At 74.7% G+C, this 20,618-nt stretch carries 22 protein-coding genes; 4 read left to right on the top strand and 18 right to left on the bottom strand.

Annotated features, from left to right (window positions below; all coding sequences use genetic code 11):
* Positions 1 to 111: 111 nt before the first annotated feature.
* Positions 112 to 1,155 (bottom strand): zinc-dependent alcohol dehydrogenase family protein, encoded by a 1,044-nt coding sequence (locus ACIRVF_RS40140; protein ID WP_380412858.1) that lies wholly within the window; start codon positions 1,153 to 1,155, stop codon positions 112 to 114.
* A 146-nt stretch (positions 1,156 to 1,301) separates the two neighbouring features.
* Here ACIRVF_RS40140 and ACIRVF_RS40135 point away from each other — a divergent pair, with 146 nt between their 5' ends.
* On the top strand, positions 1,302 to 2,297 hold the full coding sequence (locus ACIRVF_RS40135; protein ID WP_402829501.1) for a DEDDh family exonuclease: 996 nt from the start codon (positions 1,302 to 1,304) through the stop codon (positions 2,295 to 2,297).
* Positions 2,298 to 2,328: 31 nt separating this feature from the next.
* On the top strand, positions 2,329 to 3,132 hold the full coding sequence (locus ACIRVF_RS40130) for an SURF1 family protein (protein ID WP_402829499.1): 804 nt from the start codon (positions 2,329 to 2,331) through the stop codon (positions 3,130 to 3,132).
* Between the two features lie 46 nt (positions 3,133 to 3,178).
* Here the strand turns inward: ACIRVF_RS40130 and trxA are convergent, their stop codons facing one another.
* Both trxA and ACIRVF_RS40120 read right to left on the bottom strand, forming a co-directional pair.
* Complete coding sequence (gene trxA, locus ACIRVF_RS40125; RefSeq protein ID WP_402829497.1) at positions 3,179 to 3,511, bottom strand: thioredoxin; 333 nt, start codon at positions 3,509 to 3,511, stop codon at positions 3,179 to 3,181.
* Positions 3,512 to 3,514: 3 nt separating this feature from the next.
* Complete coding sequence (locus ACIRVF_RS40120) at positions 3,515 to 3,922, bottom strand: MerR family transcriptional regulator (protein WP_402829496.1); 408 nt, start codon at positions 3,920 to 3,922, stop codon at positions 3,515 to 3,517.
* A 120-nt stretch (positions 3,923 to 4,042) separates the two neighbouring features.
* Here ACIRVF_RS40120 and ACIRVF_RS40115 point away from each other — a divergent pair, with 120 nt between their 5' ends.
* A complete protein-coding gene (locus ACIRVF_RS40115) occupies positions 4,043 to 4,804 on the top strand; it encodes an SDR family oxidoreductase (RefSeq protein WP_402829494.1) in 762 nt (253 codons plus the stop codon).
* Position 4,805: 1 nt separating this feature from the next.
* Here the strand turns inward: ACIRVF_RS40115 and ACIRVF_RS40110 are convergent, their stop codons facing one another.
* The 9 genes from ACIRVF_RS40110 to ACIRVF_RS40070 all read right to left on the bottom strand — a co-directional run bounded on the left by ACIRVF_RS40110 (position 4,806) and on the right by ACIRVF_RS40070 (position 11,730).
* Entirely contained in the window at positions 4,806 to 5,447 is a 642-nt protein-coding gene (locus ACIRVF_RS40110; RefSeq protein ID WP_402829492.1) for an alkaline shock response membrane anchor protein AmaP, read from the bottom strand.
* On the bottom strand, positions 5,444 to 6,055 hold the full coding sequence (locus ACIRVF_RS40105) for a DUF6286 domain-containing protein (protein WP_402829490.1): 612 nt from the start codon (positions 6,053 to 6,055) through the stop codon (positions 5,444 to 5,446). The genes ACIRVF_RS40110 and ACIRVF_RS40105 overlap by 4 nt, the downstream gene beginning before the upstream one ends.
* Complete coding sequence (locus ACIRVF_RS40100; protein ID WP_402829488.1) at positions 6,052 to 6,405, bottom strand: hypothetical protein; 354 nt, start codon at positions 6,403 to 6,405, stop codon at positions 6,052 to 6,054. The genes ACIRVF_RS40105 and ACIRVF_RS40100 overlap by 4 nt, the downstream gene beginning before the upstream one ends.
* Positions 6,405 to 6,596 carry a hypothetical protein gene (locus ACIRVF_RS40095; protein WP_380412872.1) on the bottom strand — a complete coding sequence of 64 codons (192 nt, stop codon included), beginning with the start codon at positions 6,594 to 6,596 and terminating at the stop codon, positions 6,405 to 6,407. Before ACIRVF_RS40095 ends, ACIRVF_RS40100 begins: the two co-directional genes overlap by 1 nt.
* Positions 6,597 to 6,624: 28 nt before the next feature.
* A complete protein-coding gene (locus tag ACIRVF_RS40090) occupies positions 6,625 to 7,173 on the bottom strand; it encodes an Asp23/Gls24 family envelope stress response protein (protein WP_402829486.1) in 549 nt (182 codons plus the stop codon).
* Positions 7,174 to 7,329: 156 nt separating this feature from the next.
* Positions 7,330 to 8,136: an enoyl-CoA hydratase/isomerase family protein gene (locus tag ACIRVF_RS40085; RefSeq protein WP_402829485.1), complete on the bottom strand. Its 807-nt coding sequence runs from the start codon at positions 8,134 to 8,136 to the stop codon at positions 7,330 to 7,332.
* 232 nt (positions 8,137 to 8,368) lie between these two features.
* The gene (locus ACIRVF_RS40080) at positions 8,369 to 8,602 is read right to left on the bottom strand and encodes a helix-turn-helix domain-containing protein (protein WP_030285640.1); all 234 of its coding nucleotides are present in this window, start codon (positions 8,600 to 8,602) and stop codon (positions 8,369 to 8,371) included.
* Positions 8,603 to 8,929: 327 nt separating this feature from the next.
* On the bottom strand, positions 8,930 to 10,528 hold the full coding sequence (locus ACIRVF_RS40075; protein WP_402829483.1) for an ABC-F family ATP-binding cassette domain-containing protein: 1,599 nt from the start codon (positions 10,526 to 10,528) through the stop codon (positions 8,930 to 8,932).
* A 203-nt stretch (positions 10,529 to 10,731) separates the two neighbouring features.
* The gene (locus tag ACIRVF_RS40070; protein ID WP_402829481.1) at positions 10,732 to 11,730 is read right to left on the bottom strand and encodes a hypothetical protein; all 999 of its coding nucleotides are present in this window, start codon (positions 11,728 to 11,730) and stop codon (positions 10,732 to 10,734) included.
* A 369-nt stretch (positions 11,731 to 12,099) separates the two neighbouring features.
* Between ACIRVF_RS40070 and ACIRVF_RS40065 the strand changes: the two genes are divergently transcribed.
* Complete coding sequence (locus ACIRVF_RS40065) at positions 12,100 to 13,332, top strand: glycoside hydrolase family 26 protein (protein ID WP_402829480.1); 1,233 nt, start codon at positions 12,100 to 12,102, stop codon at positions 13,330 to 13,332.
* 7 nt (positions 13,333 to 13,339) lie between these two features.
* On the opposite strand, the gene ACIRVF_RS40060 is transcribed toward ACIRVF_RS40065, so the two are convergent.
* The 6 genes from ACIRVF_RS40060 to ACIRVF_RS40035 are packed head-to-tail and all read right to left on the bottom strand — an operon-like array spanning position 13,340 to position 20,616.
* Positions 13,340 to 14,500 carry a GNAT family N-acetyltransferase gene (locus tag ACIRVF_RS40060; protein WP_402829478.1) on the bottom strand — a complete coding sequence of 387 codons (1,161 nt, stop codon included), beginning with the start codon at positions 14,498 to 14,500 and terminating at the stop codon, positions 13,340 to 13,342.
* Complete coding sequence (locus ACIRVF_RS40055; protein ID WP_402829476.1) at positions 14,497 to 15,390, bottom strand: Wzz/FepE/Etk N-terminal domain-containing protein; 894 nt, start codon at positions 15,388 to 15,390, stop codon at positions 14,497 to 14,499. Before ACIRVF_RS40055 ends, ACIRVF_RS40060 begins: the two co-directional genes overlap by 4 nt.
* 46 nt (positions 15,391 to 15,436) lie before the next feature.
* Positions 15,437 to 16,552, bottom strand: coding sequence for a glycosyltransferase (locus tag ACIRVF_RS40050; RefSeq protein ID WP_402829474.1), 1,116 nt, complete (start codon positions 16,550 to 16,552; stop codon positions 15,437 to 15,439).
* Positions 16,549 to 17,424 carry a polysaccharide deacetylase family protein gene (locus tag ACIRVF_RS40045; protein WP_402829472.1) on the bottom strand — a complete coding sequence of 292 codons (876 nt, stop codon included), beginning with the start codon at positions 17,422 to 17,424 and terminating at the stop codon, positions 16,549 to 16,551. Before ACIRVF_RS40045 ends, ACIRVF_RS40050 begins: the two co-directional genes overlap by 4 nt.
* A complete protein-coding gene (locus ACIRVF_RS40040) occupies positions 17,414 to 19,249 on the bottom strand; it encodes a lipid II flippase MurJ (protein ID WP_402829470.1) in 1,836 nt (611 codons plus the stop codon). Before ACIRVF_RS40040 ends, ACIRVF_RS40045 begins: the two co-directional genes overlap by 11 nt.
* Positions 19,246 to 20,616 (bottom strand): O-antigen ligase family protein, encoded by a 1,371-nt coding sequence (locus ACIRVF_RS40035; protein WP_402829468.1) that lies wholly within the window; start codon positions 20,614 to 20,616, stop codon positions 19,246 to 19,248. Before ACIRVF_RS40035 ends, ACIRVF_RS40040 begins: the two co-directional genes overlap by 4 nt.
* Positions 20,617 to 20,618 lie beyond the last annotated feature (2 nt).

The raw sequence follows: 20,618 nt of genomic DNA, 5'->3' as shown, positions 1-20,618 counted from the left end.
CTCGCACCATCCAATTGGCCGAAAAACACCCCTTCCCGTCACTCATGGATTCGGCCCCGGCAACCGAAAAGGGCGGCACCGTCCCACGGTGCCGCCCTTGTTGGCGAATCGTCAGAAAGCGATCCGGACCTTCAGTGCGGAGCGGTCGTCCATCGCCCGGTAACCGTCCGGGACGCCGTCCAGGTCCACCGTCCGGTCGAAAACCAGGCCCGGCTCGATCGCGCCCGAGAGCACGTCCGGAAGGAGCTCGGGAATGTACGCCCTGGCCGGCGCCACACCACCGTTGAGCGAAACGTTTCGGCCGAACATCTGGCCGATGTCGACGCCCGCGCTGCCGCCGTGCGGCACACCCACGTAGCCGACCGCGCCGCCGTCCCGGGTGATCGAGATCGCCGTCCGCATCGACTCCTCGGTGCCCACCGCCTCCAGAACCGCGTGCGCGCCCAGGCCGCCGGTCAGCTCCTTCACCGCCTCGATCGCGGCCTCGCCGCGCTCGGCCACCACGTCCGTCGCCCCGAAACGCCGGGCCAGCTCGGTCCGGGCGGGGTGTCGGCCCAGCGCGATGATCCGGCCAGCGCCCAGCCGGTTCGCCGCCAGCACGCCGCACAGGCCCACCGCGCCGTCGCCGACCACCGCGACCGTCGCGCCGGGGCGCACCCGCGCCGACACGGCCGCGTGGTGCCCGGTGGACATCACGTCGGACAGCGCCAGCAGTCCCGGCAGCAACTTCTCGTCACCCGCCGCCTCCTTGGGCAGCTTCACCAGCGTCCCGTCCGCGAACGGCACCCGGACCGCCTCGCCCTGGCCGCCGTCCGAGCCGACCTGCCCCCAGAACCCGCCGTGCGGGCAGGACGTCTGCAGCCCTTCGAGACAGAACTCACAGACGCCGTCCGACCACACGAAGGGGGCGACCACCAGGTCGCCCTTCGCGAAGCCGCGGACCTCGGCGCCGACCTCCTCGACGACGCCCAGGAACTCGTGCCCGATCCGCTGCCCGGCCACCCGCTCGGCCACCCCGCGGTAGGCCCACAGGTCGCTGCCGCAGATGCAGGCGTTCACCACCCGCAGCACCACGTCCGTCGGGTGCTGGATCACCGGGTCCGGTACCTCTTCGATCCGGATGTCGTTCGGTCCGTGGATCACCGTGGCGCGCATGCGTTCTTCCTCACACAAAATCCGACCGAGCGGCCGGAAACGATCTCGACCAGATGTACGACACCCCCGCCGACCACTCTATTCCGGCTGCCCGACCGGAACATTTCGACCGGACCCCGCCGACTCGCCCCTTATCCTGTTGGACCATGCAACCGATCCAGCCCGAGACGTACGGCGCGCCGCGGACCGCCCCGGTCCCCGCCCAGCGCTCCGCCGCCCCCGCCGAGGGCTTCGCGGTCGTCGACGTCGAGACCACCGGTCTCGGCCGCTCCGACCGCGTCATCTCGGCGGGCGTCTACCAGCTGGACCAGGACGGCGAGGTCACCGACCACTGGTACACCCTGGTCAACCCCGAGCGGGACCCGGGCCCGGTCTGGATCCACGGCCTCACCGCCGAACTGCTCTCCGGCGCGCCGACCTTCCCCGAGATCGCCGACGAGTTCGCCGCGCGCCTGCGGAACCGCGTGCTGGTCGCGCACAACGCGCTCTTCGACTGGAACATGATCTCCCGCGAGTTCTCCCGGGCCGGCCTCCGTGCCCCCGTCGAACAGCGGCTGTGCACCATGGTGCTCTCCCGCGACCTGCGCCTGCCGCTGCCCAACGGCAAGCTCGCCTCGCTCGCCGCCCACTTCGGCGTCCAGCAGCGCCAGGCCCACAACGCCCTGGACGACGCCCGGGTGCTCGCCGAGGCCTTCCGGCCCAGCCTCCGCCTGGCCCACCTGGCCGGCCTCCCGCTGCCGCTGCAGACCTGCGTCGCCGTCACCGACCTCGGCGAGGACGAGCCCGCCACCCCCGGCCGCGGCAACTGGACCGGCTCCCAGTACCGCCAGGCCAAGAAGCGCCCGCCCTGCCCGTACCCCAACCCGGGGCGCTGGGAGGACGGCAAGCCGCTGGTGCAGGGCATGCGGGTGGCCTTCACCGGCGACACCGCCACCGACCGCGAGGTGCTGGAGGACCGCGCCGTCGAGGCCGGCCTGCACATCGCCACCTCGGTCAGCCGGCTCACCAGTTTGCTGGTCACCAACGAGCCGACCAGCTGGAGCGGCAAGGCCCGCAAGGCCCGCGACGTCGGCACCCCGATCGTCACCGAGGACGCCTTCCTCCAGCTGCTGCGCGAGGTCGCCCCGCACCCCGGTGCGTGAGCCCGTTGTGAGGTCGGCGTACCGTTCCCATGTGTACCGATTTCTGCTGACCCGCCAGTGGCTGATCACCATGCTGATCGCGCTGCTGCTGATCCCCGCGACGATCAAGCTGGGCTTCTGGCAGCTGCACCGCCACGAGGCGCGGGTGGCCCGTAACGAGCTGGTCGGCAAGGCCCTCACGGCGTCGCCGGTGCCGTTCGACAGCCTGTCCGCGGCTCCCGGCGCCGCGGTGCCGTCCGCCCTCACCTGGCACGCCGTGACGGCGACCGGACAGTACGACCCGGCACACGAGTTCGTGGTCCGCAAGCGGACCGACTCCAACGGCACCCTCGGCTACTTCGTCGTCACCCCGCTGAAGCTCTCCGACGGGAAGGGCACCGTGCTGGTCAACCGCGGCTGGGTCCCCTCCGGCGACGGCGCCACCGAGTACCCGCCCGTCCCGGCCGCCCCGGCCGGCGAGGTCACCCTCACCGGCCGGCTGCGGGCCGACGAGACCACGGGCAGCAGTGGCGGCTGGGTCAAGGACCGGGCCGGCCTCCCGGCCCGCCAGTTCAACCTGATCAACAGCGAGCAGCAGTCCAAGGAGACCGGCGCGCCCCTCCTCGGCGGCTACCTGGAGCTCACCGCCACCACCCCCGCCCCGGCCGACCAGCCCGAGCTGATCCCCGAGCCCAACCACTCGGACATCGGCCCGCACATGGCCTACGCCATCCAGTGGTGGCTGTTCACCGCGATGATCCCGGTCGGCGTCTGGGTGCTCATCCGCCGCGAGGCCAAGGACCGTGCCAAGCAGGCCGCCGAGCCCGAGGTCGAGCTCGACGCCCTGCCCGCCTGAGGCCGAGTCCCCGGCAGCGCCGGAGGACGTTCGGCCCGAGGACGTTCTAGAGGACGTCCTCCAGCTCCCGCAGCAGCCGCGCCTTCGCCCGGGCACCCACCACCGACCGCACCGGCTGCCCGCCCCGGAACAGCATCAGCGTCGGCATCGACAGCACGCCGTACGCCGCCTGGGTCCGGGGATTGTGGTCCACGTCGACGCTCACCACCCGCAGGCGGTGGGCCTCCTCCCGCGCGACGTCCGCCAGCACCGGCGCCATCATTCGGCACGGCGGGCACCAGTCCGCCGTGAAGTCGACCAGCACCGGCCCCTCGGCCGCCAGCACCTCCGCCGCGAAGGTCTCGTCCGTGACCGCCGGCACACCCTCGATCCGCACCATCGTCTACTCCTCCGTCAGTTCACACAGGGGCGGCTGCTCGGAGACCGCGAGTTCGTCCCGCGCCCGGACGGCCCGGGCGAACTGCCCGGCCACCTGCTCGCGCACCTCCTGGAGCCGCCCGATGCACTCGTCCAGTTCGGCGAGCTTGCGCCGGTAGACCTCCAGCGAGGCCGGGCAGGAGTCCCCGTCCGGATGCCCGGCGCGCAGGCACTCCACGAACGGCCTGGTCTCCTCCAGGCCGAAGCCGAAGTCCTGGAGCGTCCGGATCTCCCGCAGCAGCCGCAGGTCCGCCTCGTCGTACGCCCGGTACCCGTTGCCCGCCCGCCGGGCCGGCAACAGCCCCAACTGCTCGTAGTACCGCAGCGCCCGCGTGGTCGTCCCCGCCCGCTCCGCCAACTCCCCGATCCGCACGCCGAACCACTCCTCCCGAACAGCCGGTACCGACCGTAAACCTTGCCCCGGGCGTCAACGCCAGTGCGAATCCGCAGGCCTGGGGCCAGCCGGACGGGCCCCGCCCGGCAAGATGTCCCCATGGATCTCGGACTGAAGAACAAGGCCTACATCGTCACCGGCGCCACCCGGGGCCTCGGCCTCGCCGCCGCCCGCGAACTCGTCGCCGACGGAGCCCACGTGCTCGTCAGCGGCCGCACCCAGGAGGCCGTCGACGCCGCCGTCGCCGAGCTCGACACCCTCGGCAGCGCCCACGGCCTGGTCGCCGACAACGCCGCCCCGGACACCGCCGAGCGCCTGGTCGCCGAGGCGAACCAGCGCTTCGGCCGCTTCGACGGCATCCTGATCAGCGTCGGCGGCCCCCAGGCCGGCCCGGTCGGGACCACCCCCGAGTCCGCCTGGCGCGACGCCTTCGAGTCCGTCTTCCTCGGCGCCCTGCGCCTCGCCCGCACCGCGGCCGCCACCCTGCCCTCCGGCGGCGTGATCGGCTTCGTGCTCTCCAGCTCGGTCCGGCAGCCGATCCCCGGCCTCGGCATCTCCAACGGCCTGCGCCCCGGACTCGCCATGGCCGCCAAGTCCCTCGCCGACGAGCTCGGCCCGCGCGGCATCCGGGTGCTCGGCCTGCTCCCCGGCCGGATCGACACCGACCGGGTCCGCGAGCTCGATGCCCTCGCCCCCGACCCGGAGGCCGCCCGCGCCGAGGCCTCCGCCGCCGTCCCGCTGCGCCGCTACGGCACCCCGGAGGAGTTCGGCAAGGTCGCCGCGTTCCTGCTCTCCCCCGCCGCCTCCTACCTGACCGGCCTGATGGTCCCCGTCGACGGCGGCGCCCTCCGCTCGCTCTGACCTACTCCAGCTCCCGGTGCCCCCGCCGACGACCGCGGCGCCGCTTCCCGGCGGGGGCCTCCTGCAGCACCCGGATCCGCAGCTCGGCCGGCAGCTCCGCCAGCCCCAGGCTCCGGACGGCGTCCGCGCGGGGCCCGTCCTCGAAGTGCTCCACCAGCCCGACCGGGTCCCCGCCCGGCGTCAGCCGTACGGCCCCGCGCAGCCGGGGATGTCCGGGCGCGCGCACCAGCCGCACCCCCGCCCGCTCGACCTCCGGCAGCACCGCCGTGCCCTGCTCCAGCGCCTCCTCCAGCGCGCTGGCACCCACCTTCAGCCGCAGCCCGCCCGCCCCCGGGGTCGGCACGTCGATCCAGGGCAGCCCGGTCCGCCGCAGCTGCGCGACCAGCCACCAGGCCGTTCCCACCAGCAGCACCGACAGACCGCCGATCACCGTCGGCCACCACCAGGAGGACCCCACCCAGCGCCCGCGGGAGCGGGCGCTGACCACCGGCTGATCCGGCGAGGTCAGCGGCCACCAGGCCGGCGGGTGGACACCGAGCCGCCGGTACAGGTCCAACCCGCCCGCCAGCACCAGCACCCCGGCCCCCAGCAGCACCGCCCCCACCAGCCCCAGCAGCACCCGGTTGACGACCGTCCGCCTCACCGCGCCGCCTCCTCCGCCCGGTCGGCCGGCTGATCGGGCGCCTCGTCGGCCGGCGCTCCGGCCGACCCGCGCCAGGACCGCACGTCCAGCCGCAGCGGCCGCGCCAGTCCCACCCGCCCCAGCTCCTCCCGCAGCTGCCGCTGCACCACCGCCGGATCCACCGGCCCGCTCACCGACACCCGCACCCGCCGCCGCCCGACCGTGATCCGCAGCCGGTCGATGCCGGTCAGCCCGGCGGCCCGGTCCGTCAGCAGGTGCCCGATCCCGGCCCGCTCGATCGCCGCCTCCGTCCCCCCGTACGGCCGCAGCACCAGCCACCGCCGCAGCCCGGGCGCGATCGCCAGCCACAGCAGCCACCCGCCCAGCAGGGTCGAGACCCCGGCCCCCACCAGCACCCAGAGGTCGTCCAGGTGACGCGTCGCCAGTTCGTCCGCGATCTGCGCCCGCCACCGCCGGGCCGGCTGCCCGGCCCGCACCGCGATCACGTCGTACAGCAGTGCCCCCGCCACCACCAGCACCGCCGTGGCGACCAGCGCCGCCGGTGCCGCCCGGCCCGCGCGCAGCCGGGGCACCCGCAGCGCCGGGCCGGCCTCCCGGTCCCGGCTCACCACGCTCCCCCGGCGACCAACTTCTCGACGACCACGACCACTTCGGACACTCTCGTCCCGGTCAGCCCGAGCACCTGCGCCGCCACCCGGTCCCGTACGCCGCGGGCGAGGCCCGCGAGGTCGGCGGGGAAGGGCGCGTCGACGGCCACCCGCACGGTCACCGTGCTGCCCGGCCTGGCCACCGACACCCGGGGCGGGGCCCCCTTCGCCGACCGCCCGGCCCACGCCTCGGAGAGCACGTCCCGGGCCGCCTTCCCGGCGATCCGCGCGTACACCCGGTCGGCGACCCGCAGCCGCCCCCGGCGGGCCGCACCGGGGGCGGGGGCGGGCGCGGGAACCGAAGCCCCCATCAGCGCCGCCGGTCACGGCCGCGGAGCAGGTCCCCGAGGTCGCCCAGGTCGATGTCGCCCTCCAGCAGCCGCCCGGCCACGAAACCGACCAGCCCGAGCGCCGCCACCAGCAGGAACGCCGCGAACCCGCCGAAGTACCCGGCGAAGCCGAGGGCCATGCCCACCACCAGGCCGACGATGGCCAGGTTCATCCGCTACTCCCTCGTGCTCCGCCGGACGTCACTTGAGCTTGGGCCGCTGCCCGGGCGCCGGCGCCGGCTCCGCTTCCTCCTCGAACTCCGGCTCGTCCGGGAGGTGGACGTCGTTGACCGCGATGTTGACCTCGACGACCTCCAGGCCGGTCATCCGCTCGACCGCGTCGATGATGTTCTCCCGCACCTGACGGGCGAGTTCGGGGATCACCACGCCGTACTCCACCACCAGGGCGATGTCGATCGCGGTCTGCTTCTCGCCGACCTCGGCCTTGATCCCGCGGCCGACGCTGGGCCTGCCGCCGGGCACCCGGTCCCGCATCGCGCCGAAGGTGCGGGCCAGTCCGGAGCCCAGCGCGTGGATGCCGGAGACCTCCCGGGCGGCCATCCCGGCGATCTTCTCCACCACGCCCACGGCCAGCGCCGTCCGGCCGCGCTCACCGGTCGGCTGTCCACCGCCCGCGCCCGCATCCGGCGCGGGCGCGGTCCTGGCCCCGGCGTGTGGTCCGGGCGTCGGCCCACCACCGGGGTTCTTGTGCATGGTCGCGGGCGTCGGAGTGTCAGGCATGGGGCGCATCTCCCTCGTAGCGGCTCCAGCTATATCGCAAACCTCCTCAACTCTGGCATTCCGCCACGGCTGCCGCCCGCCGAGCGCGCTCCCGCCGCCGCCCCGGACGCGCCGGAGGCCCGGCCCGGGACTGTCCCCGGGCCGGGCCTCCCAGCGAGGACCGGCTCAGTCGCCGATGCCCGCGAGCTCCCGCAGCCGCCGCGCCTGCGCCGCCCGTTCGGCCGAACGCTGCTCGTCGTACGACCGTCCGGAGGCGCCCTGGAGCAGCGCCTTGGTCTCGGTCACGGCCCCGCGGGGAGCGGCCAGCAGGGCGGCGGCGAGCTCCCGGGCGGCCGGGTCCAGCTCCGCGCCGGGAACGGCCAGGTTGGCCAGCCCGGTCGCGACGGCCTCCTCCGCACCGACCCAGCGGCCGGTCGCGCAGATCTCCAGTGCCCGGGCGTAGCCGACGAGTTCGACCAGCGGCTTGGTGCCGGCCAGGTCGGGGACGAGCCCGAGCGAGGTCTCCTTCATGGCGAACTGGACGTCGTCGGCGACCACCCGCAGGTCACAGCCGAGCGCGAGCTGGAAGCCCGCCCCCACGGCGTGGCCCTGGACGACGGCGATGGAGACCAGGTCCGCGCGGCGCCACCAGGTGAAGGCCTCCTGGTACGAGGCGATGGCGTCGTCCAGCTCCTTGTCCGCGGAGCCGGCCAGCTGCAGGAAGGTGGGCTCACCGGGGATGCCCTCGGGGGTGAACATGGCCCGGTCCAGCCCGGCGGAGAAGGAGACCCCCTCGGCGCGCAGCAGCACCACCCGCACGCTGCCGGGCAGTTCGCGCCCGGCCTGGGCGAGGGCGCGCCAGAGCGCGGGCGACTGGGCGTTGCGCCGCTTGGGCTGACAGAGGGTGACGACGGCGAGTTCGCCGTCGATCTCCAGACGGACGCCGTCCCGCTCCCAGCTCGGGGCCTGCGGGTCGGTGGCGGGGGCGGTCATGCGGGAACCTCCGGTGGCGGGGGACGTGGCTACCGGAGAGTAACAAACCTGGGCGCGAACGGGCAGGGCCCGGGGCCCGGGAAGATCGGAGCGGGAAGGGGGTCCGGGATCCGGACATGACGATCGGCGGCCGGTCCACTCGGCCCGAGGGTGGACGCCCGGCTGTGGTCAGCCGTCGTCTCCTCGGCCGGCGTCCTGCCGCCGCGCCATCCAGCTCAGGGCCGACGGACCGTCAGGAACCGGCCGCGGCAGTCGCCTTGTTCTTGCCCCGCGTGGCACCACCGCGGCCCCGGAGGATCACTCCGGACTCGCTCAGCATCCGGTGCACGAAGCCGTACGAACGACCGGTCTCCTCCGCGAGAGCGCGAATGCTCGCCCCGGAGTCGTACTTCTTCTTGAGATCGGCCGCGAGCTTCTCACGCGCGGCACCGGTCACCCGGCTGCCCTTTTTCAGAGTCTCGGCCACCCGTGCCTCCTCGTAGCGTTGCTCGGTCAGATTCCCATGATCACCCATCGACCGCGTCCTGGCCACCCATTCGACAAGGTCGATGTCGCAAATGCGTGGTCCTGCGGTGGTGATCCGAGTGCATCAGGGCGCTCACGCAGAGTGCACGCCCCCGGGCGGGTTCCGCCGGGTGCCGAGAAAGAGCTGATCAGCAGTGTCGGCCCGACCACGATCGAGTGGCGGGCCGACAGGAAGTGCTTAAACGGAATCCGGGCCTTCTTCATTCCCGGACACGCCGAAAGGACTAGATTTTCTGGTCCGAAAAGCGGATGGGGCGTCTACTTCCGGTCAGGCCAGCGACACCAGATCGGCGTACGACGGGTTCCACAGGTCCTCCACCCCGTCGGGCAGCAGGATGATCCGCTCGGGGTCGAGCGCCTCGACCGCGCCCTCGTCGTGGGTGACCAGCACGACCGCACCGGAGAACTCGCGCAGCGCGCCCAGGATCTCCTCGCGGCTGGCCGGGTCGAGGTTGTTGGTGGGCTCGTCCAGCAGCAGCACGTTGGCGGAGGAGACCACCAGGGTGGCCAGGGCCAAACGGGTCTTCTCACCACCGGAGAGCACACCGGCCGGCTTGTCCACGTCGTCGCCGGAGAACAGGAACGAACCGAGGATCTTGCGGATCTGCACCAGGTCGGTGTCCGGCGCGGCCGAGCGCATGTTCTCCAGCACGCTGCGCTCCGCGTCGAGCGTCTCGTGCTCCTGGGCGTAGTAGCCGATCTTCAGGCCGTGGCCGGGGATCACCTCGCCGGTGTCCGGCGCCTCCACCCCGGCGAGCATCCGCAGCAGGGTGGTCTTGCCGGCGCCGTTGAAGCCCAGCACGACGACCCGGGAGCCGCGGTCGATCGCCAGGTCGACGTCGGTGAAGATCTCCAGCGAGCCGTAGGACTTGGACAGGCCGCTGGCGGTCAGCGGGGTCTTGCCGCAGGGAGCCGGCTCCGGGAAGCGCAGCTTGGCGACCTTGTCGCTCGCCCGGACCTGCTCCAGGCCCGCGAGGAGCTTGTCGGCGCGGCGGGCCATGTTCTGCGCGGCCACCGTCTTGGTCGCCTTGGCGCGCATCTTGTCGGCCTGGGCGTTCAGGGTCGCGGCCTTCTTCTCGGCGTTGGCCCGCTCGCGCTTGCGGCGCTTCTCGTCGTCCTCGCGCTGCTGCTGGTACTGCTTCCAGCCCATGTTGTAGACGTCGATGGTGGAGCGGTTGGCGTCCAGGTAGAAGACCTTGTTGACGACCGTCTCGACCAGGTCGACGTCGTGCGAGATGACGATGAAGCCGCCCTTGTAGGTCTTCAGGAAGTCCCGCAGCCAGACGATCGAGTCGGCGTCCAGGTGGTTGGTGGGCTCGTCGAGCAGCAGCACGTCGGAGTCCGAGAACAGGATCCGGGCCAGCTCGACGCGGCGGCGCTGACCACCGGAGAGGGTGTGCAGCGGCTGGCCGAGGATGCGGTCCGGCAGGCCCAGCGCGGCGGCGATGGTGGCGGCCTCGGCCTCGGCGGCGTACCCGCCCTTGGTGAGGAACTCGGTCTCCAGGCGCGCGTACTTCTTCATCGCGTTGTCCCGGGTGGCGCCCTTGCCGTTGGCCATCCGGTCCTCGTTCTCGCGCATCTTCTTGAGCACGGTGTCGAGGCCGCGGGCGGAGAGGATGCGGTCCTTGGCGAGGACGTCCAGGTCGCCGGTGCGCGGGTCCTGCGGGAGGTAGCCGACCTCGCCCGAACGGGTGACCGTGCCGGCGGCGGGCAGGCCCTCGCCGGCCAGCACCTTGGTGAGCGTGGTCTTGCCGGCGCCGTTGCGCCCGACCAGGCCGATCCGGTCGCCGGCGGCGACCTTGAAGCTCGCGGACTCGATCAGGATCCGGGCACCGGCGCGCAGCTCAAGGGCGTTGGCGGAAATCATGGCTGGGACTACTCCTGGGACGTGGGCGGGCGGCCGGGTACGGGCCCGGGCAGCGGGAAGTGGGGCTTCATCGGCGGTCGGCGCGGTGGAACTGGGCGCCGCCGCCCGCTATTGCCCGGAGAAGATAGCCATGACGGCCAGTCTACCGGGCCGCGCGAAACGCCCCCGGGCACTACCGTCCCGGGGTACCCGCCGGGGTCCGGCTACTGCTGCGCGGCCGCCTGGTCGCTCGCCGACGCCGCAGGGGCGGGCGGGGTCGGCGGGACGGTCGCCGTCGGACTCGCCGACGGGTCGGTGCAGCCGCTCTGCGGGCGGACCGCGGCGAACGGGGCGTCCGGGCTGGAGCAGGCCGTCTCGGGGGCCGCGGCCTTGGTGTCGAAGACCTTGGGCGGCACGATCGGGCCGTCGGTGATCTCCACCCGGCTGCGGTCCAGCACCTTCACGGTCGCGGCCGGGCCGGTGATCATCGACCAGCCGTTGCTGTCCAGCCGGTAACCGGTGATGCCCCCGGAGACGGCCACCCCGCTGCTGTTGGTGCAGGTCCGCGGGATGAGTACGGCGTAGTCGGTGTGGACGGTGCGCAGCGGGTCGTAGAGGCAGCCGTTGGAGGGGCGGTCGTTGTAGCGCAGGTCACCGTCGGCGTCGCGCAGGCCCATGGTCAGGTTCGGCGTCACCACGGCCAGCCAGGGCGAGCCGTCCCGCTGGACGGTGTGCAGCGCACCTGCGGCCCGCTGCACGGCGGTGTCCTTGCGCTGGGCGTCGGTCCGCTTGTCCGCGCCCGGCTCGCCGCCGGCGCGCAGGTAGTCCGCGAGGCCGGGCACGGCGCGGTGCCAGCGCACCTCGTGGTCGCCCGGGCGCACCGAGGTGACCAGGCCGTCGTCCCAGACCACGATCGCGTTGTCGCCGGCCATCGCCAGGTAGAGCGCCTCCGCGCCCTCGCGGCGGTACGTCCAGGCCCGCTCACCGGTCTGCTTGTGGTACGCCTCCAGGCCGGGGCCGACCACCTTGAGGTCCAGGTCGGCCGAGCTGACCGACTGGGAGTTCACCGGGGTCGCGTCCGCGTCGGCGGGCCCCGCCACCCGGTCGCCGAACGGCACCGGCTTGTTCGCGTGCGCCGCCGCACCGGCCGCAAGGACCAGCATCACCGCCAGGGCAGGCAGGAACGAGCGGGGGGTGAGGACACGCGGCGGCTTCCAGGACACGGCCGGAGCGTACCTTTCACCGACCGCGCGAGTCAGCCGGAATCGCCCCCGGGCCGTCCCGCCCGCCGCACGCCCGATCGTGCGCGCCCGTCCCGTACGCCCGCCCGCCCACCTGCACCGTCGGCCCCCGGCCGGCCGGCCGGACCGGCTGCAACGGGCTCCGCGAGCCCCGCCGGACCGTTACAGAGCTGATACACGCGGCTGGGCCGATGGGGGGCTGCGGCAGACGGCGTTCGAATATCGCCCACTTTAGGGTGACATTCGGCTTTCCCGTCCGTCGCCGGGCCTACTGTCGGCGAGCGCGGCGCCACCCTCCGTCGAGGTGGTCACCGCCCGCTCCCCCACCCCGCGACGTCCGGAGGACAGACCATGCGCATCGGCCGCCTGACGCTGGCCGCCGCCACTCTGCTGCTGACGGCCACGGCCAGCGTCCCGGCCGGGACGCCGCTCAGCCAGACCGAACGGCACGCCCTTTCCTCGGACGCCTTCGAGCCGCGCGGGGCGGCCCCCCGCCCGCCGGTCCAGCGGCCCCGGCACGAGCCGCCGTTCGGCGCCTTCGTCGGCTCCTGGGACAACTACATCCCGCAGATCGGCAAGTACTCCCAGTGGCTCGGCAACGCGAACCTCCAGGTCGGCCACACCTATCTGGCGGGCAACGGCTGGGCGGACATCGAGGGCGAGCCGGCGGTGCTCGGCATGTGGTCGCAGTGGCGGCTGGCCGACCCGTCCCGGCTGCTGGTGCTCGGGGTGCCGATGCTGGTGCCCAACGAGGCGCACGTGCCGGACGGCGAGGTCGCCCGGCTGCTCGGCCAGGGCGCGCGCGGGGACTTCGACAGCCACTTCCTCCGGCTCGCCCGCCGGCTGGTGGCACTCGGCGGCGCGGACACCGTGATCACCCTCGGCTGGGAGATGAACGGCATCACCTACACCCACCGCTGCAAGCCCGACCCCTCCGCCTGGAAGGCGTACTGGCGGCGGATCGTCGGGGTGATGCGCTCGGTCCCCGGTCAGCGGTTCCGCTTCGACTACGCCCCCAACCGTGGCCTGGACGCCATCCCGTGGACGAAGTGCTACCCCGGCGACGACGTGGTCGACATCATCGGCATGGACAGCTACGACCAGCCCGCCGGCAGCACCTTCGACGACCACGTGCGCGAGCCGTACGGCCTGCAGGACCAGGTGGAGTTCGCGGCCAGGCGCGGCAAGCCGGTCTCGTACCCGGAGTGGGGGCTGTTCCGCAACGGCGACAACCCCCAGTTCGTCCGGCGCATGGTCGACTGGATGCGCACCCACGACACCGCCTACCAGACCGTCACCGACTACTGCCCGCACGGCTTCTTCCAGTGCCGCAGCAACCCGCGTTCGACCGCGGTGTTCAAGCAGCTGATGAACGGTTCGCCGGGGGCGCCGCTCGTGCTGCCCTCGGCGCCACCGGCCCCGGTCGTGCCGGTGGCGCCGGGCGCCCCCACCCCGCCGGCCCCGCCCACCGCGCCCGCTCCGCCGACCGTGCCGGGGCCGCCCGCCCTGCCCGGGGCGACCGCGAGCCCCTCCGCCGCCGCGTCGCCGAGCCCGTCGGCGAGCCGGACGCCCTCGCGGCGCTGAGCAGCGGTCAGGCCCGGCTACGGGCCAGCAGCGCCTCCTTGAGCCGCGGGAAGCGGGTGCGCAGCTGGTGCGCCGCCGCCTGCCGGGCACGCACCGCGCCGGCCCGGGCGGCGGCCGCCGGGGCCATCCCGGCCGGGCCCAGCAGCAGGCGCTGGTTGGGCAGCCGGTCCGGCCGCCAGCGCTGCTTGTACGGTTCCTGGCCGCGCAGCAGTGCGAGCACCGGGATGCCCGCGCCGACCGTCTCGTCCAGGGCCGCGCCGAACAGCAGCCCGGCGATGTCCAGCCGCTCGCGCAGCCCCGGATGGGCGCCGTACAGGTACAGCCCGCCGAAGGAGGGGCAGAGCAGCAGCAGGTTGACCGCGACCAACTCGCCGTCCAGGTGGAACCGGTGGACGGCCGCCCGACCGGTGGCGACCAGGCCGACGGTGGACTCGGTCAGGTGCCGGGCGAAGCGCTCGGTGCGGTGCTCGGCGGTGACGCCGCGCTCCTGCCACTGCTGGAAGTGCAGCCGCAGCAGTCCCTCCAGGGCGGCGGGCACCTCGTCCACCGGCGTGGAGCTGACCCGCACCCCGGCCTCGGCGATCTTGCGCAGCTTCACCCGGCTGCGCTGGGCGGTCTTGCCGGGCACCCGCTTGAGCAGCCGCTCCATCGGAACGGCCGGGAGGTACTGGCACAGCGAGTCCTCGTGGCGGCGGCGGGAGCCGCGCCAGTGCTCGTACACCCGCTGGACCGCCGCCTCGGGGTGCACCTCGCGCAGTTCCAGCCAGTGCCAGGGGCGGGTGAGCGGGAGGGCGGCGGCGAACTCGGCGGCGGCCCGGTCCGCGCAGTCGTCGTCGAGCAGGACGTCGCCGTAGTCGACCAGCCCGCCGCCGAGGCCGGTGAGACCGCCGAACGGGCCGCCGCGCCGCATGAAGGCACCCGCGCCGACCAGCCGGCCGTCCCGGCGGACCAGCACCACCACCAGCGCGCCGGGGCGGCCGTAGTGGCGCCACCAGGAACGCTGCCAGGCGGCGGCCTGGAAGAAGGTGGCGGTGCGGCAGCGGGCCGTCAGGTCGTCCCACTCCTCGGCGACGGTGTCGAGGGCGTCGTCCTCGCGGCGCAGCTCGGTGGTCCAGACCGGCGCGGCCGACCGGGCCGGCAGGCCGGCGGCGCGGGCCTCGGTGCTCATCGCCCGCTCCCGGCGGCGGTCTTCGCCTCGGCCGGGGGCTCGGTCTCCGCCTCGGGCTTGCCGCCGGGACGGGTGCCGGCCTTCCCGGCGGGCTCGGCGGCGGGCTTGGGGGCGGGCTTGGGGGCGGTCTTCGGCTCGGTGCTGGAGGCTTCCTTGGTCTCGGTCTTCGGCCGGGTCCGGCCGGCCTGCGCCGCACTGCGCGGGCGGGGTGCGGCCGGGGCCGGGGCCGGGGCGGCCGCGGCCGGCTCCGGAACCGCCGGTGCGGCGGGCGCCGACGGGGCCCCGGCAGCTGTCGGAGCACCGGCTTCGGCCTCGGCCTCGGCGCCGGCCGCGCCGCCGCGCCGCCGGGTCATCAGCACCAGCGAGCCGAGCAGCAGCCCCGCCGCGGCGCCGACCGCGACGTCCAGCTTGCCGGAGGGCGTGGTCGGTTTGTCCGGCTCGGCGGCCGGGGCCAGCGTCACCAGCCGTACGTTGGTGTCCCTGCTGCTGGTGTTGGCGAAGGTGACCAGCGAGCGGGCCACCGCGTCGGCGGTCCGGGCGGCTTCCCGGGCGCGCGGACCGGTGCCGGTGATCTCGATCATCGGGGCGTCCGGGGAGGTCGTCCCGGACACCAGGGACTCCAGCTCCGCCCGGGTGCGCCCGGTCTCGGCGGCCGCGGCCGCGAGCACCTGGGGCTGGCCCGCGAGCCGCCCGTAGGCCTGGGCGAAGTTGGTCGCGGTCCCCGACTCCCCCTGGTTCTGCGGCACCACGAGGACGTAGGCGCTGGCCGAGTACGAGGGGGGCGAGACGACGGCGTACCCGGCGCCGGCCGCGGCGCCCAGCGGCACCGCGAGCGCCACCGGCCACCAGCGGCGGACCAGGTGGCGGGCGCTTCGGCGCGGTGTGGTCATGGGTGTGACTCCTTGGGTCTGGGGCAGCGGTACCGGCGGCGGGCGGTCAGACGCGGGCCAGTCGGTCGTAGAGGGCGCCCAGGTCGGCGGCGACCCGGGCGATGTCGTAGTGGCCGACGGCCGGCGGGTGCGGCAGCGGGTCGGCGATGTGGCCGCTCAGCTGCCGCAGGTCTCGCAGCGCGGCGGCGTACGCGGCGGGTTCCGAGGGGATGCGGCGGGCCTGCGGGGCGGCGCTGGGCGGCAGTTCGTCCAGCGCCGGGCACGCGCTGTGCCGCACCGGGAGCCCGGCCGCGAGGCCCTCCAGGACGCCGAGGCCGAAGGTCTCCGCGGTGGAGGGGGCGGCCAGCACGTCCATGGCGGCCAGCAGGTCGGGCACGTCGTCGCGCTCCCCGGTGAGCACCAGCCGCTCCCGGACGCCGAGTTCGGTGGCCCGGCGCTCCAGCTCGACCCGTTCGGGACCCTCACCGACCAGCACCAGGCGGGTGGCCGGGTCGAGGTCGGCGAGCGCGGCCAGCAGCACCTCGAAGCGCTTGCCGGGGACCAGCCGGCCGACCCCGCCGACCACCCAACTGCCCTCCGGCAGGCCGAGTTCGGCCCGGACCCGAGCGCGGGCGGCGGACCGCTCGGCGTGCGGGCGGCGGTAGCCGGCGGTGTCGATGCCGTTGGGGATCAGCTCGATCCGGGTCGGCGGGACGCCCCAGGAGCGCAGCGTCTGGGCGACCTGCCGGGAGACCGCGACGGTGGTGCTGCCGAGCCGCTCGGCGGCCAGGTAGAGCCCCTTGACTCCCCGGGTGACCGGCCGGCCCTCGATCACCCCGGCGTGCAGCGAGTGCTCGGTGGAGACCACCGCCCGCACCCCGGCCAGCCGCGCCGCCAGCCGGCCGTACAGCTGGGCGCGGTAGAGGTGGGTGTGCACCACGTCGTAGCGGCCGGCCCGGACCAGCCGGACCAGCCGGGGCACGGCGCCGAGGTCCCGGTTGCCGCGCATGCCGAGGTGGTGGACGGTCACCCCGTCCGCGCGCAGCGCGTCGGCGACCGCGCCGGGGTTGGTCAGGGCGAGCACCTCGCAGCACTGGTGCGGTGGCAAGTGGCGCAGCAGCAGGTGGAGTTGGCGCTCGGCGCCGCCCGATGCGAGCCCGGTGACGATGTGCAGCACCCTCACGACCGGCGCTCCGTGACCGCCCGCTCGGCGCGGATCCGGCGGCCGCGCCTCAGTTCGGTGACGGCGTCCCGCAGCCGGTGCCGGCCCTTCTTGGCGCGCAGCCGCCAGGCGCCGTCGCGGTCGCCGACGTAGCAGCGGGGCAGGGCGAAGCGGCCGGTGAGCGGGGAGTGGGCGATGGCGCAGGCGTAGTCGTACCCGGCGTCGCGCACGGCCAGGGCGGCGGGCGCGTCGACGGCGCCGTACGGGTAGCAGAAGCCGGTGACGGGGCCGCCCACCGCTTCCTCCAGCAGCCGCCGGCTCTCCCTGGTCTGCACCGCGAGGACGTCGGCGGGCAGGCCGGGCAGCGCCTGGTGGCCGAGGCCGTGCGAGCCGATCTCCCAGCCCGCGGCGGCGAGTTCAGTGACCTCCTCGACGGTGAGCAGCTTCTTGCGCGGGCCCTCGGTGTCCCAGCCGTTGTCCTGGCCGAGGAGGTCGGCGACCACGTACGCGGTGGCGGTGAAGCCGTACGCCTGCAGAATCGGCACCGCGTAGCGGGCGAAGTCCGCGTAGCCGTCGTCGAAGGTGAGGCCGACCAGCTTGTCGTCCCGCCCGTGGGCCCGGGCCCGCATCAGCTCCCGGACCGAGACCCCGCGCCGCCCGCGTCTGTGCAGCCAGGCGATCTGCTCGGCGAACCGCTCGGGGCTGACGGTGAGTTGGTACGGATCCTCCTTCTCGACCGCCACCGAGTGGTACATCAGGATCCACGGCGAGGAGGAGCCGGGCCGGGCGGGTTCGCCGACCGGACGGCGGCTCCTGGGCAGTCGCGCCCGGTCGGACGGGGCGTTGGTGACGCCCGCCCGGGCCGAACGGAGGGTTCCCCGTTCATTGTCCATGGGGAAACTTCCCTTCATCGGCGACGATTGGCGGGTCCGGCGCCTCTCCGGCGGATCTCGTCGGATCGGCGACTGACGACAGCGCGGCGAGCTGCGCGCTCGCACTCCGCGGGCCCGGCGAGATCCGCCGGAGGGGCCCCCGCCCCATGACCCGGGCGGCGGCGAGGACGGGACCGCGCACCTCGCGCGCCCCGAGTCCGGTACCGAGGGCGGCGAAGGCCAGCACCACGGTGAGGCCCCCGACGACGGTCGAGCTCAGCGGACCGGAGGCCAGGCCCGCGGCGGCGGCCCCCAGTGCGGTGGCCCCGGCGGCGGTGCCGGCCAGCCGGGCGTGGCCGCCGAGCACCCGGCGCAGCCGCAGCGGGATGCCGCGCAGCACCAGGCCGCGCAGCAGCAGCGCCGCGGTGGTGGTGATCCCGGCCGCGTTGCCGGCGGCCAGGCCGAGGGCGCCGAAGCGGGGCGTGGCGAGCAGGCCGACGGTGACGGTCACGGCGAGGCCCAGCAGCATCGCGGCGAGCGGGTACCAGTCCAGCAGCCGGCGGCCGCCGTCCTCGGCGCGCGGGTCCCCGGCCCGGCGGACCACCGGGCGCAGCGAGAAGTAGGGGCGGATCATCACCCCGGTCAGCGCCTGGGCGGGCAGGCCGACGCTGTACACCCGGATGACGGCCGCGGTGGCGGCGGTGTCGTGGGGGCCGAAGGCACCGCGCTGGAAGAGCAGCGAGACCACCGAGGGGGCGCAGGCCATCAGGAAGGCGGTGCCGAGCAGGACGACCGCGGCGGCCTGGCCGAGGTCCTTCTCGACCCGGTCGCGGGCGGCCGTGAGGTCCCCCGCCGCGAGCGCCCGGGCGACCAGCGGGAAGGTGACGGTGCAGATCAGGATGCCCGCGGTCATGGCGAGTTGGGACACCTTGGCGGCGTAGTTGAGGTGCGAGATGGTGCCCGCCGGCAGCGCCGACCCGAGGTAGCGCTCGACGAAGACCTGGGACTGGCGGGTCAGCGTGAACGCCGCCACCGGCAGCAGGGCCAGCGGCATCAGCACCAGGGCGTTGCGGCCGCGCCGGCCGCGGCCGGTGCCGGTCCGGCCGGCCCGCAGGCGGCGCAGGAACGGGCCGACCAGCAGACCGGCCATCAGCAGACTGCCGAACGCCACGCCCAGCGCGGCGGAGCGCACGCCGAGCAGGCCGTGGAAGCCGAACAGCAGGGCCAGGATGCCGAGGTTGTAGGCGACGTAGATGGCGGCCGGGGCGGTGAAGCCGTGGTGGGCGCGCAGCGCGGCGGCCAGGTAGCCGGCCACCCCGAAGGGCAGCACGGTGATCGCGGTGATCCGGGTGCAGACGACGGCCAGGCCCGGGTCGGGCAGGCCGGGGGCCAGCAGTTCGACCAGCTGGGGGGCTCCCAGGGCGGCGACCAGGGCCAGCCCGCTGAGCGCCAGCAGCAGCCAGGGCAGGGTGGCGCGGACCAGGTGGCGGACCGGGTCGGGGCCGTCCGGGTCCTCCTCGCGCAGCACCAGGGCGAGGGCGAAGGCGGGCACCATCAGGAAGGACATGGCGTCCTCGATCAGCAGCGGCGCGGCCGTCTCGGGAACGGTCCAGGCGACCAGGAAGGCGTCGGTGCCCTGGCTGGCCCCGAAGTAGCGGGCCAGCAGCAGGTCGCGCAGCAGCCCGAGGCCGGAGCCGGCCGCGCTGAGCACGGCGGTGATCCCGAAGGCCTTGGCGAGGAAGCCGCCCCGGGGAGCCCGGTCGGCCCCGGGGGCGGGGGCCTCGACCGGGGCGCTGCGGGGCGCGGGGAGGGTGGAGGCGAGGGTGGCGGGCCGGTCCGTGTTCACAGTGCCATCGCCCGCTCGTGGCTCCGGGCGGGCTCGGGGCCGGGCGCCTCCTGGAAGGCCGCGCGGGCCGCCAGGCCGAGGACGACGGAGGTCAGCACGGTGGTGGTGCCGCCGATGTCGGCGTAGAGGAAGTCGACCAGCACCCAGGTGAGCAGGGCGAGGGCGGCGAGGACCGTGCCGCGGCGGTGGCGGAGGCAGCCGAGCAGCAGGGTGAGGAAGAGCGCGGCGTAGGCGGTGATGCCGATCAGGCCCTGCTCACTGAGCACCAGGAAGTACATGTTGTGCGGGGAGAGCAGCGGCTCGCGCTGGAAGCCGATGGTCGAGTCGGCGGCGTCGCTGCCGGAGGACAGCCGCAGCGGGGCGTGGCTGTCGCGCAGTCGGGGGAAGGCCTTGGGCCCGGCGCCGTGGACGGGGTGGTCCTGCCAGATCCGCCCGGCGGTGGTCCACAGGTCGTAGCGGTCGGAGACGGACTGGTCGGGCGCGGCGGAGACCGAGCCGATCGAGCTGAGCCGCTCGGTGACGCCGGAGGCGCCGAGCCCGAGGCCGCCGATCAGGACGACGGCGGCTGCCAGGCCCAGCACGGCGCCGCGGACCAGCAGCCGGGCGTCGGCGCGCAGCAGCAGCACGGTGGCGGCGACGCCGGTGGCGATCCAGCTACCGCGGCTGAAGGAGACGGCGAGCGGGAGGACGAGGAAGGCCGCCGCGGCGAACATCGCCCGACGGAGCCGGGCGTTGCCCCCTTCGCCGCGCTCGCCGAGGGCCAGGGCGAGGGCGGCCAGCAGTCCGTAGCTGACCACGGTGGACATCGCCATGATGTCCAGCGCACCGAAGGTGCCGACGGCGCGGATCGGCTGGCCGGTGTAGGAGGCTCCGGTGCGGGTGAGGTACTGGTTCGCGCCGACCACGCCCTGGATCAGGGCGGCCAGCACGAAGGAGCCGAGCACCAGCCGCTGGTCGGTGCGGTCGCGCAGCGAGCAGAGCACGGCGAGGGGCACCAGGACGAACACCTGGGTGAGCCGGACGAAGCCGGTGAGGCTGGTGGCGGGGTCGATCGATCCGGCGGTGGCGACGGCGGCGGCGACCACGACGCCGCCGAACAGCAGGCCGGCGGTGCGGCTGATCGCCGGCAGCCGCCCGCGCAGCAGGTTGAGCGCGGTGAGCGCGACCAGGGCGAGCGAGGCGACGTCGGCGGCGGTGACGTGGACTGCCGCGGTGACGTCCTTCTCGCCCGCGGGCACGCAGACCAGCAGGACGGTCGCCGCGGCGAGCAGGCTCGGCCGGTCCGCGAGTGCGGGCAGGGCCCGCCGCAAGGTGGTCGCCCGCCCGCTCGCCCCCGCGGCGGGACCGGCCGGAAGGGTCAGGTCCACGC

Source organism: Kitasatospora sp. NPDC101157, from assembly GCF_044768255.1.
Classification (GTDB): domain Bacteria; phylum Actinomycetota; class Actinomycetes; order Streptomycetales; family Streptomycetaceae; genus Kitasatospora.
Note: the sequence above shows the minus strand (reverse complement) of the source record. Positions and strands in the feature narration are given on the sequence as shown.

Bases quoted from the DNA above. Each gene is read 5' to 3' on its own strand.
- ACIRVF_RS40090 (WP_402829486.1), bottom strand. From the start codon at position 7,173: ATGCGCCCCATGCCTGACACTCCGACGCCCGCGACCATGCACAAGAAC.
- ACIRVF_RS40140 (WP_380412858.1), bottom strand. From the start codon at position 1,155: ATGCGCGCCACGGTGATCCACGGACCGAACGACATCCGGATCGAAGAG.
- ACIRVF_RS40045 (WP_402829472.1), bottom strand. From the start codon at position 17,424: ATGGACAATGAACGGGGAACCCTCCGTTCGGCCCGGGCGGGCGTCACC.
- ACIRVF_RS40135 (WP_402829501.1), top strand. From the start codon at position 1,302: ATGCAACCGATCCAGCCCGAGACGTACGGCGCGCCGCGGACCGCCCCG.
- ACIRVF_RS40115 (WP_402829494.1), top strand. From the start codon at position 4,043: ATGGATCTCGGACTGAAGAACAAGGCCTACATCGTCACCGGCGCCACC.
- ACIRVF_RS40065 (WP_402829480.1), top strand. From the start codon at position 12,100: ATGCGCATCGGCCGCCTGACGCTGGCCGCCGCCACTCTGCTGCTGACG.
- ACIRVF_RS40075 (WP_402829483.1), bottom strand. From the start codon at position 10,528: ATGATTTCCGCCAACGCCCTTGAGCTGCGCGCCGGTGCCCGGATCCTG.
- ACIRVF_RS40055 (WP_402829476.1), bottom strand. From the start codon at position 15,390: ATGACCACACCGCGCCGAAGCGCCCGCCACCTGGTCCGCCGCTGGTGG.
- ACIRVF_RS40100 (WP_402829488.1), bottom strand. From the start codon at position 6,405: ATGGGGGCTTCGGTTCCCGCGCCCGCCCCCGCCCCCGGTGCGGCCCGC.
- ACIRVF_RS40085 (WP_402829485.1), bottom strand. From the start codon at position 8,136: ATGACCGCCCCCGCCACCGACCCGCAGGCCCCGAGCTGGGAGCGGGAC.
- ACIRVF_RS40095 (WP_380412872.1), bottom strand. From the start codon at position 6,596: ATGAACCTGGCCATCGTCGGCCTGGTGGTGGGCATGGCCCTCGGCTTC.
- ACIRVF_RS40060 (WP_402829478.1), bottom strand. From the start codon at position 14,500: ATGAGCACCGAGGCCCGCGCCGCCGGCCTGCCGGCCCGGTCGGCCGCG.
- trxA (WP_402829497.1), bottom strand. From the start codon at position 3,511: ATGGTGCGGATCGAGGGTGTGCCGGCGGTCACGGACGAGACCTTCGCG.